Annotated in this window: 14 protein-coding genes and 1 pseudogene; 2 read left to right on the top strand and 13 right to left on the bottom strand. The window is 40.1% G+C overall.

Translation table 11 applies throughout. The annotated features are described in order from the left end of the window. Positions 1-19 precede the first annotated feature (19 nt). The 7 genes and pseudogenes from ABXS70_RS10505 to ABXS70_RS10535 form a co-directional block, all read right to left on the bottom strand. Positions 20-4,552: an amino acid adenylation domain-containing protein gene (locus tag ABXS70_RS10505; protein ID WP_366296608.1), complete on the bottom strand. Its 4,533-nt coding sequence runs from the start codon at positions 4,550-4,552 to the stop codon at positions 20-22. A gap of 145 nt (positions 4,553-4,697) precedes the next feature. After that, on the bottom strand, positions 4,698-5,033 hold the full coding sequence (locus tag ABXS70_RS10510; protein ID WP_366295648.1) for a hypothetical protein: 336 nt from the start codon (positions 5,031-5,033) through the stop codon (positions 4,698-4,700). 460 nt (positions 5,034-5,493) lie between these two features. Beyond that, complete coding sequence (locus tag ABXS70_RS10515; protein WP_342551275.1) at positions 5,494-5,763, bottom strand: hypothetical protein; 270 nt, start codon at positions 5,761-5,763, stop codon at positions 5,494-5,496. Between the two features lie 263 nt (positions 5,764-6,026). Next, positions 6,027-7,011 (bottom strand): annotated as a pseudogene (locus ABXS70_RS10520) (family 43 glycosylhydrolase). A 28-nt stretch (positions 7,012-7,039) separates the two neighbouring features. Further along, positions 7,040-7,888: a carbohydrate ABC transporter permease gene (locus ABXS70_RS10525; protein ID WP_366295650.1), complete on the bottom strand. Its 849-nt coding sequence runs from the start codon at positions 7,886-7,888 to the stop codon at positions 7,040-7,042. Between the two features lies 1 nt (position 7,889). Continuing rightward, positions 7,890-8,786 (bottom strand): sugar ABC transporter permease, encoded by an 897-nt coding sequence (locus ABXS70_RS10530; protein WP_366295652.1) that lies wholly within the window; start codon positions 8,784-8,786, stop codon positions 7,890-7,892. A gap of 84 nt (positions 8,787-8,870) precedes the next feature. Next, complete coding sequence (locus tag ABXS70_RS10535; protein ID WP_366295654.1) at positions 8,871-10,208, bottom strand: extracellular solute-binding protein; 1,338 nt, start codon at positions 10,206-10,208, stop codon at positions 8,871-8,873. A 252-nt stretch (positions 10,209-10,460) separates the two neighbouring features. Between ABXS70_RS10535 and ABXS70_RS10540 the strand changes: the two genes are divergently transcribed. Further along, positions 10,461-10,928: a hypothetical protein gene (locus ABXS70_RS10540; RefSeq protein WP_366295656.1), complete on the top strand. Its 468-nt coding sequence runs from the start codon at positions 10,461-10,463 to the stop codon at positions 10,926-10,928. Between the two features lie 248 nt (positions 10,929-11,176). Here the strand turns inward: ABXS70_RS10540 and ABXS70_RS10545 are convergent, their stop codons facing one another. The 6 genes from ABXS70_RS10545 to ABXS70_RS10570 form a co-directional block, all read right to left on the bottom strand. Beyond that, a complete protein-coding gene (locus tag ABXS70_RS10545) occupies positions 11,177-11,473 on the bottom strand; it encodes a hypothetical protein (RefSeq protein WP_366295658.1) in 297 nt (98 codons plus the stop codon). Position 11,474: 1 nt separating this feature from the next. Beyond that, positions 11,475-11,900 carry an arsenate reductase (thioredoxin) gene (gene arsC / locus ABXS70_RS10550; protein WP_342551269.1) on the bottom strand — a complete coding sequence of 142 codons (426 nt, stop codon included), beginning with the start codon at positions 11,898-11,900 and terminating at the stop codon, positions 11,475-11,477. A 2-nt stretch (positions 11,901-11,902) separates the two neighbouring features. Beyond that, positions 11,903-13,342, bottom strand: a complete 1,440-nt coding sequence (locus ABXS70_RS10555) for an arsenic transporter (protein ID WP_366295660.1) — start codon at positions 13,340-13,342, stop codon at positions 11,903-11,905. Next, a complete protein-coding gene (locus ABXS70_RS10560) occupies positions 13,339-13,668 on the bottom strand; it encodes a metalloregulator ArsR/SmtB family transcription factor (protein ID WP_366295662.1) in 330 nt (109 codons plus the stop codon). Before ABXS70_RS10560 ends, ABXS70_RS10555 begins: the two co-directional genes overlap by 4 nt. Positions 13,669-14,430: 762 nt before the next feature. Then, entirely contained in the window at positions 14,431-15,057 is a 627-nt protein-coding gene (locus tag ABXS70_RS10565; RefSeq protein ID WP_342551267.1) for a histidine phosphatase family protein, read from the bottom strand. 24 nt (positions 15,058-15,081) lie between these two features. Next, complete coding sequence (locus tag ABXS70_RS10570) at positions 15,082-15,864, bottom strand: DUF421 domain-containing protein (protein WP_342551266.1); 783 nt, start codon at positions 15,862-15,864, stop codon at positions 15,082-15,084. Positions 15,865-16,355: 491 nt separating this feature from the next. Here ABXS70_RS10570 and ABXS70_RS10575 point away from each other — a divergent pair, with 491 nt between their 5' ends. Continuing rightward, the gene (locus tag ABXS70_RS10575) at positions 16,356-16,664 is read left to right on the top strand and encodes a phosphatase PAP2 family protein (protein ID WP_366295665.1); all 309 of its coding nucleotides are present in this window, start codon (positions 16,356-16,358) and stop codon (positions 16,662-16,664) included. Positions 16,665-16,931: the final 267 nt, after the last annotated feature.

A 16,931-nucleotide genomic window follows, 5' to 3' on the forward strand; every position in this document is an offset into this window, starting at 1 on the left:
CCATACGCTCCTTCGCTGTTTAGAATTGGAAGTCCGTTTCTTCTTTTGGTTCGAATTTTGCAGCATAGGTTTCAATGATGTGGATATCTTGGATCATCCTATCCGGCTGACTCGTCACTTGATCCAGTACATGCATATATCGTTCCACCCATTTTTTTGCACTTTCCGATTCAAATAAAGAGTGTGCATAATCAATCTTTATTTGAACAGGCATTCGATCTTCTTCCAATATTGTAACGGTTAAGTCGAATTTGCTTTGTGTATGATGAAGCGGGTTCAGGCTCATACTCATCTCAGGAAGTTCCCACGTTTTGTCCATCGGAAGAAATGTAAAAACAGTTTGAAACAGCTCCGACGATTTCCCACCAATATTTCTTATATTCTGTACTAGACGACTCAAAGGAAAGTATTGATTTTGCAGTGCTAGTAAAATCGATTTTTTCACCTCTCCAACTAAATTAGAGAATGAAGCATTCGAAGTTAACGTATGTCGAATCGGCATTGTATTAACAAACATCCCACTTATTTTTTCTAAATCTGGATGCCATCTCCCCGACAAAGGCACACCTACGGTGATGTCCTCTTGGCCCGTGTACTTGATCATCATAATAAAATGCGCAGCCAACAAGACGCTGAATGTAGATGTTTTATGTTTGTCTGCAAGTGTGATTACACCTTGGGCAAGCTTCGTTGAGAAAGAGCATTCAAGTCTGCTAACGCTGAATTCGTTAGAAGATCTTTTACCATCGGAAGGGAGTGCCCTAGGAATAGGGGCTTCGTTAATCACGGTCATCCAGTGCTTCTCTGCTTGAGCGTATGCTTCTGTTTTTTCAAATTCTTTTTCCCAAACTGCATAATCCTTATATTGTAAAGTGAATTTAGGAACATCGATTTGCTGATACAGCTTGTTAAAGTCCGACATAAGTAATTGCATGGAGAAATGATCCGCAATGCAATGATGAAGATCGCCTAGCAGTACATAATTATTCTCATCAAGGCCGAGTAATCTTGCTCTAAATAATGGTGCTTGACTTAGATCGAAGGGACGAATAAATTCATTCTTGTACTGGTTTAGCTCTGTAATGTTTATACAATTAAATTCGAGACGGAATGATACTTCTTCATGAACAATCTGTCTGATTTCAGTTCCTTCAACACGTATACTTGTGCGTAATGCCTCGTGTTTTTGAATTAATTGTCTTAACGCAGATTCGATTTTTTGAACACATGTATTGCCTTTAATCCTGATTTCGAATGGTAAATTATATGCTGTATTGTTTTCTTCCCATTTGCTGCTCAAATAAATGCCCAATTGAGCTGAAGACAACGGATAGTCTTTAGATTGTGGTGCAGGCATAAGAGAAGGAAGCGTCTCCTTACCTTGCCCACCGGTCAAAAACGCTGCTAACTGACCAAGTGTCGGATAGCGAAAAACATCCTGAACTGTCGCTGAGATCCCCAGCTCTTTTTGAATGCCAATTACCAAATACATTGCTTGCAGCGAGTGGCCGCCGAGATCTATAAAATGAACATTGGAATGAGGGGTTCCTTGCAATGAAAAAGTATCATTCCATACGTGCATGAGAACATGCTCCAATTCGCTTTGGGGCACAAAGACATCATCTGATATATTATTTAATTCATCATTCCATGCAGGTATAGGTAACGATTTGATATCCAGCTTTCCATTATGGTTCTGAGGAAGCTGCTCCACTTGTATAAAAAAGCTAGGAACCATATAATCTGGCAGTCTGGATAATAGAAATGCTTTGATTCGTTGAGGGGAAAGTGTAATTTCTCCGACTAAGTACGCGCATAAATACGGGATTTTTTCCTCCTCTTGGCTAACGATGACCGCGGCTGCAGCAACATCTGGAGCTAACAGTAAGTGGGATTCAACCTCTGCTAATTCAATCCGATATCCTCTAATTTTCACTTGACGATCCATACGTCCGAGGAACTCTAGGTGTCCATGTGCATCCCAGCGCCCAAGATCTCCAGTTCGGTACATTGTTTTGCCTGTTCCATCCGGATCAGAAACAAACCGATCGGCAGTCAAATGAGAACTGTTCCAATAGCCACGACCAACTCCATCTCCACTAATCCACAATTCTCCTGGAACCCCACGAGGTTTCAGACGGCCGGTATCGTCCATAATTTGAATTTTGACATTGTTGATTTCCTTGCCGATGCTAACTCCAGTAGTCTCGTTATATCGATATACAGTAGACCAGACGGTAGTCTCTGTTGGTCCGTAGAGGTTATACATTTCAGCACCGAGACTGTTTTTTACCAAGAGGGCCAGTTGTTCGGGTAAAGCCTCTCCACCAACTAAAACATCCGTTACGCTCTGCAGGCGTTTCGTATTTGCAGGGGAACTGAGCAATGTTTTCAGCCTCGTTGGCGTCATTTGTATAATGCTGATTTCATGTCGTTCTATCAACTTACTTAAAAGAATGGGGTCTTTTTGCTCCAGGGCATCTGCCATAACCACTTTCATACCAACAACCAGAGGAAGCAAGGTCTCGACAATAAAAATATCAAAGGAGAACGTGGATAATGACAGCATTATTTTGTCTCGAGTCCAACCAAGCTTACGGTCAAATGAGCGAATAAAGTGTACAAGATTCCGATTTTCGATCATGACGCCTTTTGGTTTACCGGATGTCCCTGAGGTATACAAAATATAAGCTAGAGAATGTCCGATTTGTCTAATATTCACGTCTTCGCATTCCCGCTGCACTTGATCTAATTCTGAAAGATGAATGAATTTGCATTCCCACTCCTGTTCATTAAGCATAGCTTGCGTGTGGTGATCCACAATAACAAGCGGTGAGCGAGTATCCTCCCAGATGTCATTAATTCTTGTTAAAGGCAAGTCAGCGTCCATTGGTACGAAGGCTGCACCTGATTTTAGAATGGCAAGTACGGTGATGATTAGGTCAACCGATCTGTACAGGAATACACCAATCGGAACTTCGGGCCCGGCCTTGTTTTCAATTAGCAGCTGTGATAAGCGATTGGCACGATGATTGATGTCTTTATACGTCCACTCTTCTTCTCTGAACACAACCGCCAACTGATCAGGATTTTTTCTTACCTGCTCTTCAAACCACTGAGCATAGGTCAACTCCTGTCCAGTATCGTTTTCTACGAAAAATTTCTCTTGGCACTGAAGTGACATCGTTAAACTTTCCCGCTGTTTTAGTTCATTCTGATGTAAATTAAGCAGTTCATTAACCGTCCTCTTCTGTTTATCACCCATGTGATTTAAAAAGAATACGAAATCTTGTAGTAGCCCTGTAATAAAATCTTCGTTGTAATCACTGGTGCGGTAAGAAATCGTGATCTTAATGTTTTCAAATGTCTGGACTCCAACAGATATCGGATAATGCGCATGTTCGTGGACGGTATGAGAATCAATAGTGAAATCACTAGATGATTTTTCCTGCCCATCCATTTGAATAAGCGGATAATTTTGCACGACTAATAAAGTATCCAATCCATGATCCGGGTTATTCTCACCGATATCTTGCATTATTTGTCCGAGTGGATAGAAACTATGATTTTCACATTCTAGTAAAGATTGTTGGACCTGCTGAAGCAGATGCTGAACTGATTTACTCTCGTCCAGCTGTACGCGAAAAGGAAGCGTTCGGATAAAAAGCCCTACCATTTCAGTTATCCCTTCTATAGGGACATTTCGACCTGAAAATGTAGTACCAAAAAGGATATCTCTCCGGCAGCTATAGATATGCAGCACAGTTGACCAAGCAGCATAGATTAATCCAGCAATTGTCATCTCATATTTCTTAGCAGCATTACGCAAGGTTTCCGTTTGTAGTGAGGACAACTCGTGGATATGCTGCTTTGCGTCTACTGTGTTTAGAGTTCCAGTTGCGATAAAAGATTTGATCTGAGCATGTTCAAGGTTATTGAGCTTAGAAAGCCAATACCTCCTCTCCTGATCTAGATTTAAGTTATGTACGTATTTGATATAATCTATCATCCTTCTTTTTTTATGGATAACAGCTGGTTCATCCGACTTCAATCTTTCATATATTTCGGTGAATTCCTTGAGAATAATACCTGTGCTCCACCCGTCTAATAATATGTGGTGGTTACTGATCATCATCTCAAAATGATTTTGACTTACTTGAGTAAGATATACCCTAAATGGTACTTTCTCCTGTAAGTCGAACCCCTTTTGGCGATCAACACTCCGTATTCCTTCCAATAGCTCTTCTGTTCTCAATTGATTCTCTGATTCTATAAGGTTAATGTGCAGTTCAAGTGGGTTTTCCTTTAAAATGATCTGAACGGGCTTTCTTAATCCTGACCAGCGAAAAAGCGAGCGTAGTGCTTCATTGGCTTCAATGACTTTGTGCCACGCTTGTTTGAATAAGTCAATATTCACCGTGCCCATAAGAGAGATGCAGATTTGTTCAAAGTATGTCATAGAATTTTTTTCGTTCATACTATGGTATAAAATTCCTTCTTGAACAGGAGACAATGCGACAATGTTTTCTATATTTTCCTTTTTAATATCGATCCACTCCTCGAATTACATAGGATGATTGAAATTATTGGATTTAATGTTTATGTTATTCAATTATATAATATTATTCCTGTCGAAAGCTCGAAAAACATGTCGATTCTTTTTTAACTTATTTTGTTATATTTACAAATTATTCATTTTATGTGTTGTCTAATGATATATTGATTCGCAAGAAGAATATTTGTAAAAAATCAGTCGAAAAACAACTGTTACTGTTACTGTTATGAAAATGGATACTTCGGTTACCGTAGTGGATTTCGTTCAACGTATCAATGACCGTGCTGCGGACCAGATGACCATACTTATGTTCTTCAGATTGAGTTGATTTCTGCAGAGTACCCTTGGATTGAAGCAGGCCCGTTTTGATATCATGCGAGATGTTCAAAATCCATTCCGCTTTCATCTGATCCAGCTTTTTCCGTTCCAGTTCACTTGCCTGAAGCTCCTCAATCAGCATGTTAACATTGTGAAACACGTCCTTATAGATGCTCTACGTTTGGAAGTGTGCCCGGCAGTTCTTATGGGAGATCTGTTTTATTCCGTCAATAGGCGCCGTAAGCAGAAGGGCTAACCTTCTGCTTAACAAATAAGCGATGCAGAGCAATGGAACCGTCTCGGATAAAAGTTAGTTCAAGTCACCTTCAAGCTTTTGCTTTGCTGTTTCGGGGAGCTCGTCCGCCTGCACTTCATGGTAAGATTTGACCGAGCTCCCTTTCACATAGATTCTGCTGAATATCATTGAAGCGAAATAAGAAAATAATTCATGAGATTATGTCGAATGTTCTTCCTTGCGATTTTAAACAGCGTCATGATGATCACCCCCGAGCGTCGCCAAAACTTCAATAATGACCGAAATGACCGAAAAATGCTTGTCTTCCCAGTTCCGTCTTGTGAAGCTCCTTAAACAGTCTGCCGTCATTGATGAAAATGACCCGTTAGTTTCCTTTTACTTGAAAATATTTAGATAACAATCTAATCGGTAATGACACAATGTTCTTGTCCTTCGCTTGGGACAAGAACTTGGTTCCTAAAAACAAAAAAGCCGCTATAGCAGCGACTTTGAATGGTACAATGTTCTTGTCCCTCGACAACAATCCAATACCAACTCCAGGGATAGCCATATATAACGCTAACCACATGATTGATAAAGCTAATGCGTTCAAAGGATTGTTTACTACCGATAGTGACAATCCAAGCAGTTCCATTACATATCTTCCTTTCCTATAAGTACACCTGTTGTTCTCTTGTATTAGACCTTTCTTCTTTTCTAATCCAAAATCTTTCCTTCAACTTTCTCCTCATGACTTATTTGTTAAACTATCCTGCCCTTATGATACGGTTTGGCGTATTATCTTTAGAGCGAAATCGAAGGCACATAGTAGAGTGCCCTCGAGGTTCTTACTGTCTCTCTTTGGCAAGTTGGATAAACGAACTCAAATCTATCAACCAACCTTGTTGGGACACTCGTTCATTGTAAAGAACGTGCAAGTGCATCAACAGAGCTGCGGAAATCGGGTCTGCCGTCAGCCGTCCACAAAAGCGCTGTCACAAATGTATGGCGATTCGGATCGTACAGCGGATCTCCTACAATGTTCTTGTACGTTCTTGCGTGAAACACAAATAGCGTCTCTTCTTCGTCCTCTGAGACCGTAAAGGAATTATGGCCGGGACCATACATTGATATGCTCTCATCGGTCGAGAGAACCGCTGTTTGCGACTTGCGCCATGAGGTGGCATCGAGCAAATCAGCATCCGCGTCGGCTTCAAGCAGCCCCATGCAATAATTGTAATCGGTGGCGCTAGCCGAGTAAGAGAGGAATACCCGATTACCCTTGCGAAGAAATGCCGCGCCTTCGTTCACTTTATAACCAATGATCTCCCAGTCATATTCCGGCAGCGAAATCATCGTTTGCGGCCCAGTCAGCGTCCATGGATTGCTCATTTTAGATATATACAGATTAGAGTTACCTTCAATATTTGGATCCTTTTGTGCCCATACGTAATAACGGCTGCCGTTATGCTCAAAGGTAGTGGCATCGAGGGCGAAGCTTTCCCATTCGGTACGAACCTGCCCTCTTTCCATCCAACTGCCTTGGAGCGGATTGGCATTTTCATTCTCCAGCACGTACATCCGGTGGTCGAACAAGCCTTCATTTGTTTCTGTCGTATGTGCTGCGAGCGAAATACACGTACCATTTGTTATCAATAAAATGCAGTTCGGGTGCCCAAATATTGGCACTAAGGATACCCGTCTCGCGCTTTCTCCAGATCACTACAGGAGTAGACGTAACAAGCTCTTCAAGGTTCTGAGCTCTACGGATTTCAATCCGATCATACTCCGGAACGGATGCTGCGAAGTAATAATAACCATCAGAATGTCGGTAAATAAAAGGATCAGCTCTCTGTTCAATTAATGGTTGAATGTCGTGTAACGCTCGTTGTTGGATTTCCATCTTATCACCCGTTTCGTCTTAATTTTTACTACCCTTTAACAGCACCTGCAGTCATACCGTCTATGAAATATTTCTGGAAGGCAATAAACAGTATGAAAATTGGAACGATGGAGAAGAAGGAGCCCACGATCAATAGGTCATAGTTATTGCCATAAGGAGTTAACAACGTTTTCAAACCGATTGGAAGTGTATATTTACTCTGATCTCCGAGTACCATGAATGGCCACAACAGATTATTCCAGCTATTCATCCCATTCAAAATAGCCATTGCCGCAAAGGATGGCTTCATAATCGGCATAATTAGTCTGAAATAAATCGCATATTCGTTTGCGCCATCAACCCGCCCAGATTGAATAATCTCTTTGGGTATGCTTCTTAGATATTGCCTGAAGAAAAATATTGTCGCGGCATTAGCTATACCCGGCAGAATGATTGCTGAATAGCTATTCACCATTCCCAAATCATTAATTAGGCTGTACAAAGGAACCAGCAGTATTTCAAAAGGCACCATCATAATGAGCAAAACACATATAAAGAGGAAGTTCTTACCTTTAAATTGATATGCTGCAAAACCATATGCAACAAATGCGCTTACAAAAAGTGTTAAAACCACTTGAGCGATTGTTAAAATCATACTGTTCCAAAACCACACAAAATAATCATGTTCTCCAGTAAACAGAAAGATAAAATTATCAAAACTCATGATTTCAAAATCCAAACTTAGGTTAAGACCATATCTAACTAATGATTCACCTGGTTTAAAGGAAGATAGGGCCACTGCGTAGAATGGGATCATAATTATAACGAATAGTATAATAAAGAAACAAATAATTACTATTCTAGAGATGAAATCACTCCTTGTCTGACTTCTGCCCACTTTAATCCTCCTCCTTTTTGAACATTCCACTAAATTTTAACTGTGTTAAATTGATAACCATAGCAATGACTAACAGAATGATACCAACCGAAGCTGCGTAACCCAGCTTATTCTGCTCAATCCCTTGTCTATACAGATATCCAACAATGGTTAAGCCAATATTTTGGGGTGATTTGTTACCGTTGAACATCATCAGACTCTCGGTAAACATGGCTAAACCTGCATAAACACTAATTGTGGTAACATATACCGTGGTCGGCTTCAATAATGGCATTGTGATCATTCTAAACTTCTGCCAAGCAGATGCACCGTCAATTGAGGCAGCCTCATAATATTCATTGTCAATGTTTTTCAAACCGGATAGATAGTAAAGCATATTAACGCCTGTCCATCTCCAACATGCGAGGATTAACAGTGCTGCCATACTCCAATTTCCGTCTTTCAAAAATTTAATAGGTTCTACACCAAATAGACCCAGGAAACTGTTCATTAATGAACCTTCCATTTCACCGAATGTCAGGCGGAAAATGGTACCCGCAACTGCGACAGATGTCAAGGCAGGGAGAAAGAACGAAGATTTAAAGAACTCTCTTCCCATCATTAACTTACTGTTAATCATAACGGCGAATAACATGGGAAAGGGAATTAACAGCACTAAGGTTCCTAACATGTACACAACGCTATTTTTAATAGATATCAAAAACACTTTATCTGTAAGCAATTTCGAATAATTCGCTTCACCAATCCATTTAGGATCCTGCCCCAACATCCTATCTTGAAAACTCATTACGAATGAATTTACAAGGGGGGAAAACCAGAATATCAAAAATATGATTATAAATGGCAATACAAAAACATAAGGCGCAACTTTTTGAGAGTATACAAATTTCTTTATCATATTCTCAATCTCCCTTGACTATGGTTAAACCTGCCGACCACTATACCTGCCAACAGGTTTAATCGAATCATTTGCTTATTATATTTATTTCAATTCTTGTTCAATTGCTGCTTGTGCTTCATCCAACGCTTCCTTCACGTCCTGGCCATCTTCAAAGATCGCATTCAAAGTAACCGTATTGAATATATTGCCGATGGTTGGTGAAGCTTTAACGGACTTTATCACTCTAATTTCGTCCTTGATTTCATTCAAAGTATCAAATGCATTTGTTTTAAAGTATTGGACGTATTCATTTTCAGGGTTTTTCGTAACTGCATCATCTTTCCATACTTCCATGTTGATTGGGTCAAATCCAAGTGTATTCCAGATTTCAGTAGTAGCTTCTTTCGAAAGCTTAGCAAAGGCTACAAATTCTTTTGCCAACTGAACGTCTTTACCATTCTTAGTAACAACTGTGCCAGTACCGCCTAAGCCAACGGAACGAGGATTACCTTCTTCAAATACAGGCAATGGAGCTATTGCATACTTCCCTTTAAGGTCTTTCATTTCGTTTACAAAGCGGGACATGTACCACTCAGGCATTAATGCACTTGCGTAGTTGCCTTTGTTATATTCGCCTTTTGCTTCTTCTGTGTCGGGTTGTCCGCCAGGGATCGTATGAATAACATTGTTCTTCTGCAGATCGACTAACATTTCAAATGCTTTAATCATTTCAGGCGAATTCACTTTTGGATTACCATTTTCATCTGTAAAATCAGCATTTTGCTGAGCTAGCAGCAGCGATGCTTGGAACGAAGCTGAAGTATCAGCAGTACCTAAGTACTTGCCAGTCTTTTCGTAAACCTGGATACCTGCTTGTTTGTAATCTTCCCACGTTTTGATTGTCTTGTAGTCAACACCTGCTTGTTCGAGAATTTCAGTGTTGTAGAAAGCAAGCGCAGCACCTACGTGATAATCAAAGCCATAAACCTGATCGGCTTTGGAGTAAATCTCGACACGTGAAGGAACAACCGCGTCTTTGTATGGTGCATATACATCATTCAAAGATTCCAGGGGAACGTTGTCACCTTCCAAAAATTTAGGGAATTTACCAAGCTCGATATCCGCGATATCAGGAGCACCTTTTCCGCTTGTAACTGCCAATAAGAGCTTGTTGTGCATATCATCGTAAGGCATAACCGTTACATTCAACTTAATCTGTTTGTCTGGGTTCTGTTGGTTCCATAACCCCAGCATTTTATCCAAATGCTTGCCGTGCAAATCTACGAATGTCCAAAATGATAATTCTGTTGCATTCTCACCGGCATTAGCGCCTAATTGCTGTGTTTCCGTTTTTGAACCAGAAGGATTACCACAAGCAGTAAAGACAATTGACATAATAAGGAGTGTAACGATGGAGATTAAAGCACTGCGTTTTTTCATTTGTTCGTCATCCTCTCTTTTTTTGTTATACATTTGAAAAGTCGGCTGACTAGTTAGTTTTGTTAATTTAAGCGGTTACAATCCATCTTGACAACACCGTCCTTAACTTAATTCTAACTTTTCAAAGAAAAGACCCCTTCGCAACAACTTCTTAGATTCCATATTGTAAGCGCTTCACATGACGTATTAATATATATATGAAATAAGCTTTATATAACCAACTGATTATAAAATCATAAAGTTTATGCGGAGATGCTGCTCTTTGAAAAAGCTAGCGTTCTGCAAACAAATTCGAGAATGGGTCGCACGATCGGCTTCGAGCAGGCGTACACAGATCAAGGCATTTCGATTGACAAGAGTTTGTGGTGTCACATCCTTCTCGAAATTCTACGCAGCGAGCAAGCATTAGACTATGTAATTGACTACTTGCAGGACTACAGTGGAATTTCGGCAGCCTTTTCCCTGACTGAAGAAACTGTACGCCTTACATCAGCCGCTATCAGTCGTCTGAACGATCATTCAAATATCGATTTGCTATCTTTCGATATTCCACATCTTTCAGATGCAGCTTATGTGCAGCAGGATGAACGGGAAATGGCACAAACAGCCGTAAAGCTGTTACGTGAACAAATGGAAGTATTCATTCTCCTAAGAGCCGTCATTCCCGTGCAACTCATTAACTTTTATCTCGCCACAGGATTCCATCATAATGCTATTTAGATAATTACCTAATCTGGAATGATACAATGTTCTTGTCCTTTTCGGCAAAGGGAGCAAGTTTTTGTCCTCAGCTTGGGACAAAAACTTGCTTCCTTAAAGCAAAAAAGCCGCTATATTAGCGACTTTGAATGGAACAATGTTCTTGTCTCGGGACAATCTAAGGCTCTCATAATGTGTGAGTGTTTAATTACCAAGCGTACATATCGATTAACTAACTCTAACAATATTCGGCTGCAACAGTTCCCGTTCTACCCTTGCTTCCAAACACAATGAAAGGCGACCTTCTTGCCGGCATTATATGCTCCAACAACCTCATGAATGGCTTGTTTGAAAAGCTCGGCTTCATATTCTTTCGTATCGTCATCAAGCGGAACCTTTACCCACTTCACATAATCTGCTGGATACGCGCACTCTGTTGCTTCTTCCCGAAGATCGACCACGACTTCAAAGCCTTCGTTAAGAACCACTGCCTCTACGTCGGCAGCTCCGCCCATAAAAACTTGTTCAGCATTAAGTGCATGGTATTTCTTTTCTGCGTGATCCATTTTACTTACCTTCTTTCAAAAATTGCTCGATACGAGCTTTAATTGAATCACGAACCTCAGCGAATGTAGCTGTGATTTCTTCCTCTGTACCTGTCGCCTTGGCCGGATCATCGAAGCCCCAGTGCCATCTTTCAGCTTTGTCATTACGTACAACGGGACAATTATCGTTGGCATGACCACAAAGCGTGATGATGTAGTCTGCTTGTTTTAAAATCTCAGGATCAATCACATCCGATGTATGATTCGAAATATCGATTCCAGCTTCTTTCATCGTTTGAACAGCACGAGGATTTAAGCCATGCGCCTCTAATCCAGCACTTCTCACCTCATATTTGTCACTACCAAGTGCCTTTAAAAATCCATCGGCGATTTGGCTTCTGCAAGAGTTTCCTGTACACAAAAAGTAAACAAGGGGTTTTTTGTTCATGATTATTGATCTCCTTTATCTTTGGTGTGGCTTACTTGTATTTTTTTGGCTTCACTCATTTTTGAGTTAGTCAACGTTTTTATGACCATAGCAATAACAACCAATGCTGCTGTGATTACGGCAATCATTAACCAAACGTTTATATTTGTTGAATGAATCAGGTATAGCCACAGATACAGTCCTGTTAACGTGATAAAGAGCGTTGGGATGGTGAGCACAATTCCAATTTTGAAATAACTTCCCCATGTGATTTTTACATCCTTACGGGATAGTACATGCAGCCACAAAAGTGTGGCGAGCGATCCAATCGGTGTAATCTTTGGACCCAAGTCACTGCCGGTAATATTGGCATAAATCAGCGATTCCCGGATGACACCTTGCGTGTTTGTTCCATCAATAGCAAGCGCATCAATCATCACTGTCGGCATATTGTTCATAACCGAAGACAATAGTGCAGCTAGAAAGCCCATACCAAGTGTGGAGATGTAGAGCCCCTGGTCGGCAATCGCTTGAATGACCTTCCCAAGTTCATCCGTCAATCCCACATTTCGCAGTCCATAAACGACGACGTACATACCAATGGAGAAAATCACGACTGCCCATGGAGCTCCTTTAATGAGCTTCCAGGTTTGAATAGCGCGACTCTGCCTTGCAGCTAAAATAAACAAGATGGCTATAACACCGGCGATTACAGACACCGGAACTTGAATGAACTCGCTCATCAAGTACGCCACCAGCAGCACGGCTAAAATCACCCAAGATATGTTGAAAAGTTTCTTATCCTTGATCGCTTCGGCTGGCTTTTTGAGCTGACTGACTTCGTAGTTGCCTGGAATACTCTTTCTAAAGAATAAGAACAGGACCAGAAGACTTGCCAATATTGAAAAGAAATTCGGAATAATCATACGACTCGCATACTCCACAAAGCCAATACCGAAGTAATCCGCAGAAACGATATTGACGAGGTTACTCACGACGAGCGGAAGTGAAGTTGTATCTGCAATGAAACCACTAGCGATGATAAAAGGTAAAATCATCTTTGGATCAAATTTGAGCGCTCGGACCATAGCAAGCACAATGGGCGTTAAGATCAGTGCAGCGCCGTCATTTGCAAAGAACGCTGCAACCCCTGCTCCAAGCAGCACAACATAAACGAACATCAACTTACCATTACCTCTTGCGAGCCTTGCCATGTGTAGTGCAGCCCATTCAAAAAATCCAATTTCATCTAAAATCAGTGAAATTAAAATAATAGCTACGAAAGCAAGCGTGGCGTTCCATACGATTCCTGTAACCGTACCTACATCGGATAGACTGACGACACCAAAAAGAAGTGCAAGGACAGCTCCAGCTGACGCTGGCCATCCAATATTAAGTCCCATAGGTTGCCAAATCACAAAAGTAAGTGTAAGCAAAAAGATTAATATCGCGATAATGGTCATGCTTCCTCCTGAGGACCGCAGCAGTTATTCAATCCTGCTATTTTATCTTTCATGGATGGCAGATACGGATACACACACTGAACATATGCTTCTGCATCCGGATTAAGAGAGTAGTACACCCACTGCCCTTTTTTCTTTTCATTAAGGAGACCGGCTGCCTTTAGTTTTCGAAGATGCTGACTGGCGTTTGGTTGTGACATGCCAATAATGTCAGTGATATCACATACACAAAGTTCGTGTTCCTGAAGTAGCGCAATAATGGTCAAACGTGTTTTATCAGCTAATAACTTATATGCCTCAGCCATCTCCTGAATTCTTTGTTCCATATGTACACCCCCTGTGATTAGTCTTGTCGGCTTTATTTAATGATATAAGCATATAATGAATCACTTATATAAGCAATGGCGAATATAATGAGATTTAGGGCACCAAAAAAGTCGGCAATAAAGATTACCGACTTTACTCTCCAACTAAAAATTCATATCCCCTGGACGGATAGCCCAGACTAAAATTATTTCTTATTTTTGTTCAGTCGCAGCATCGGTTTCAACGATCCAACTGTGATCTTCATGAAAACGTATTTATCTCTGAGTTAACTTATATTTAGTTCGTGGCTAATGGTAGTTTGATGTCACCCCGATTCCTTGGCGATAACTTGAACCCCTCCATTTTATTAAATCTGCTAGATAAATCAAAGGAATACACAGGATCAAATTCTCACGTTCCGTTCCTCCAATGAGCTGCCACAAACAGAATTTACCATGAAGGAGTTAAGTTCAAATCACTGCTAGACACGAGTATCATTCTTTATGACAAAATAGTTAGCTAAAGTTTGACCTTTTTAATTTTTAAACATTTCTTTCGAATCAGGCCCATTTATGGGACTGAGATAAAACACCAAGGTTTAGTTTTCCTTATCCAATCGTTCCCACCGATTAATCCGCATCGTACGATATACATGCCTTCACCAGCAGCATCAACTGATACTGCCTCCCACTGCGAAGCAACTTGTTTCTCCCTCCAAAGTCTCAGAACAGGTTTCTCGTAATTTATTGAACCATGTACTCCAGTTTGGGCAGGAATAAATATTACATTCCGGCTAGCCGCAAAACGTCTTCTATTTTCAGTTTCCCAATAACCTTATACCCCCTTTGATCTCCCAGAGGTTGTATAATAACAGTCTCCATACTTGAGAGTTCTCCCAGCCCTAACCCTGGAGGAAAAGAATGAGCTACAATTACCCTGTTGAAATGACTTGGAGGTATTTGTTCAACTTCTTTGTTGAAATCTTGTAGTGTACTGTTCATGGTTTCAGTGCTCGGATTTTGACTGAGTTTATATATATTCAGCCAGAAATCATTAACTTTTACATTTTGTATACCAAAAGCAGTTTGAGCGGTTTGGACGGTTCTACATAAGGGGCTGCTTTCCACGGGCATATAAACTGGAATATTTAGTTTTCGAATAGCACTGCCATACTTCTTAGCCTGTTCCTTTCCGAGAGCGTTTAAATTTCTTTGTGTAGTGCAATCAGTCAAACTAAGATCATGTTGATCTTCCCCTACAGTTGCATCTCCATGTCGGATATAAAGTATGTACCCACCATTTTGAAGATCATGTACTAGAGAACTATCAGAGAGCTCTGACGCCCCAGCAGTATTGGTACTTCCAAGCAGCAGAAAAATACAAAGTACTACTATGAACAAACGGTACATTGTTGCTCCACCTCAGTTTCTTTTTTATTCTATATCAACAGGATGTTTTAATTGATCTTTATAATAATCGATATATAATCTTCCATCACTTCCTTTGACTGCATAGAAGACATCACTGACGTTCTTATTGTTTGATTCAAGCTGTATGAGTAACTCTTTATCTGAAATACCATTTAACTTCAAATTCATCACTAATACCACTCCATCCATAACTAGCTCCACAGGCATACGTTCCTGTTTCTGTTCAGATTTTTTATGTACATCCTGAACTGTGGCTGCTCTGTAACCGGCTTTTTTCATCACCGAAACTTGTCCATTTACTTCCAATAATGCATATTCCACTTCTTCGATATTAAATATATCTTTTTGTCTTAACATCTGGTTCAAGGAATCTAATGTAAGTTTATTCTTTGCGAGGTTAATCTCCATAATTTTTCCTCCTTCAATTAATACAGTTGGAGAACCTTCAGCCAATAAACGTAATTTTCTGCTTTTTAGATTCATTTTAGACAACAGATAGGAGGTACAAGTAAAAACAATCAACGATATGATTAGATGCATGACTTCCATCTTCTCATTAAAAGCTAAATTAGCTGCAATCGCTCCCATGATTACTGCAGTGACAAATTCATGAAAATTCATGTTTGACAAGGTTTGTTTCCCCAGTATACGTGCGATAACTAATAAAAGTAAAAAGGCAGAGATACTTCTGATTAGAATCATGAAATGATCTAGCAAGTTAAGCACTCCTTCAATCGTAAAAACGCTATTGTTACAATTATTCTCCGACACCATTTTTTGATACATTGTAATGATTTCCAACATTAAATTGTATTGTTGAGAGCCTTATTCCCTCGTGGGCTTATCTGGTAGTATAGCCTGAATTGTATATCTCCCTTAATTGGTCTACATCTCTGGCTTCACGAGTAAATCGATTCCGACTAAAATCTATCCACTTAATGCAAATTCCACATTCTCGGTTAAGAGAATTAATAGATCAGAATGGTTGTCACTACTATGGCTTTTAGCAGTCCCCATTTTAAATATTTTTTATGGAATCTTAAACCGGGCAGGAGATCGAGTGTTTAGTCTTCAGACGAACTTGGACGTTCTAATCCCCTTCATTCCAGGTTTTATCGTCCCTTATTTAATTTGTATCCTTTTATTACCGGGGTATTGGTCGCCATAGCATTTCGGAACAGAATGGTCTACTTTCAAACGTTAATTGCATTATGTAGTGGACTAATCATGTCTATATTTTCTTTGCTTTATTTCAAACATCCATTCAACGCCCGGACATGCAATACGAAACGGGATTTATCGCTCGATTAGTTCAATTCGTATATTCGACAGATCAACCTTATAACTGTTTTCCAAGCATTCACGTATTAACAAGCTACCTTATGTTAAGAGGTGGACGTGTCTTTAACCCTACTATACGTGTGTACATTGCAAGCATTTCCTTGCTTATCATTATTTCAACGGTACTTGTCAAACAGCATGTGGCTGCAGATATATTAGGTGGTATTTTAGTTGGGGAGTTATGTTTCCGGCTGGCCAAATTGGCTGTCCTGCGAAAAAAAGTAATTCTTCTTAATCCAGAATAATGTTAAATCATGTTCAAAAATGTTTAAGCTGTTTACTCGAAAATATTTAGATAACAATCTTATGAGTATTGACACAATGTTCTTGTCCTTTTCGGCAAAGGAACCAAGTTCTTGTCCTGCGACAGTTGAGCAATATGTTGTTTTTTTTGGGATCAAAAGTACTTCAGCTCGTAAACACTTCAGAATGTGTGTATTCCCCGCTTGTAGTATCAATTTGTATATGTAAAACCCCCAGGGCATATAATGTGCCCCTGGAGGCAAAATGAT

It is taken from the genome of Paenibacillus sp. AN1007 (genome assembly GCF_040702995.1).
In the GTDB taxonomy this organism is placed as follows: Bacteria; Bacillota; Bacilli; order Paenibacillales; family Paenibacillaceae; genus Paenibacillus.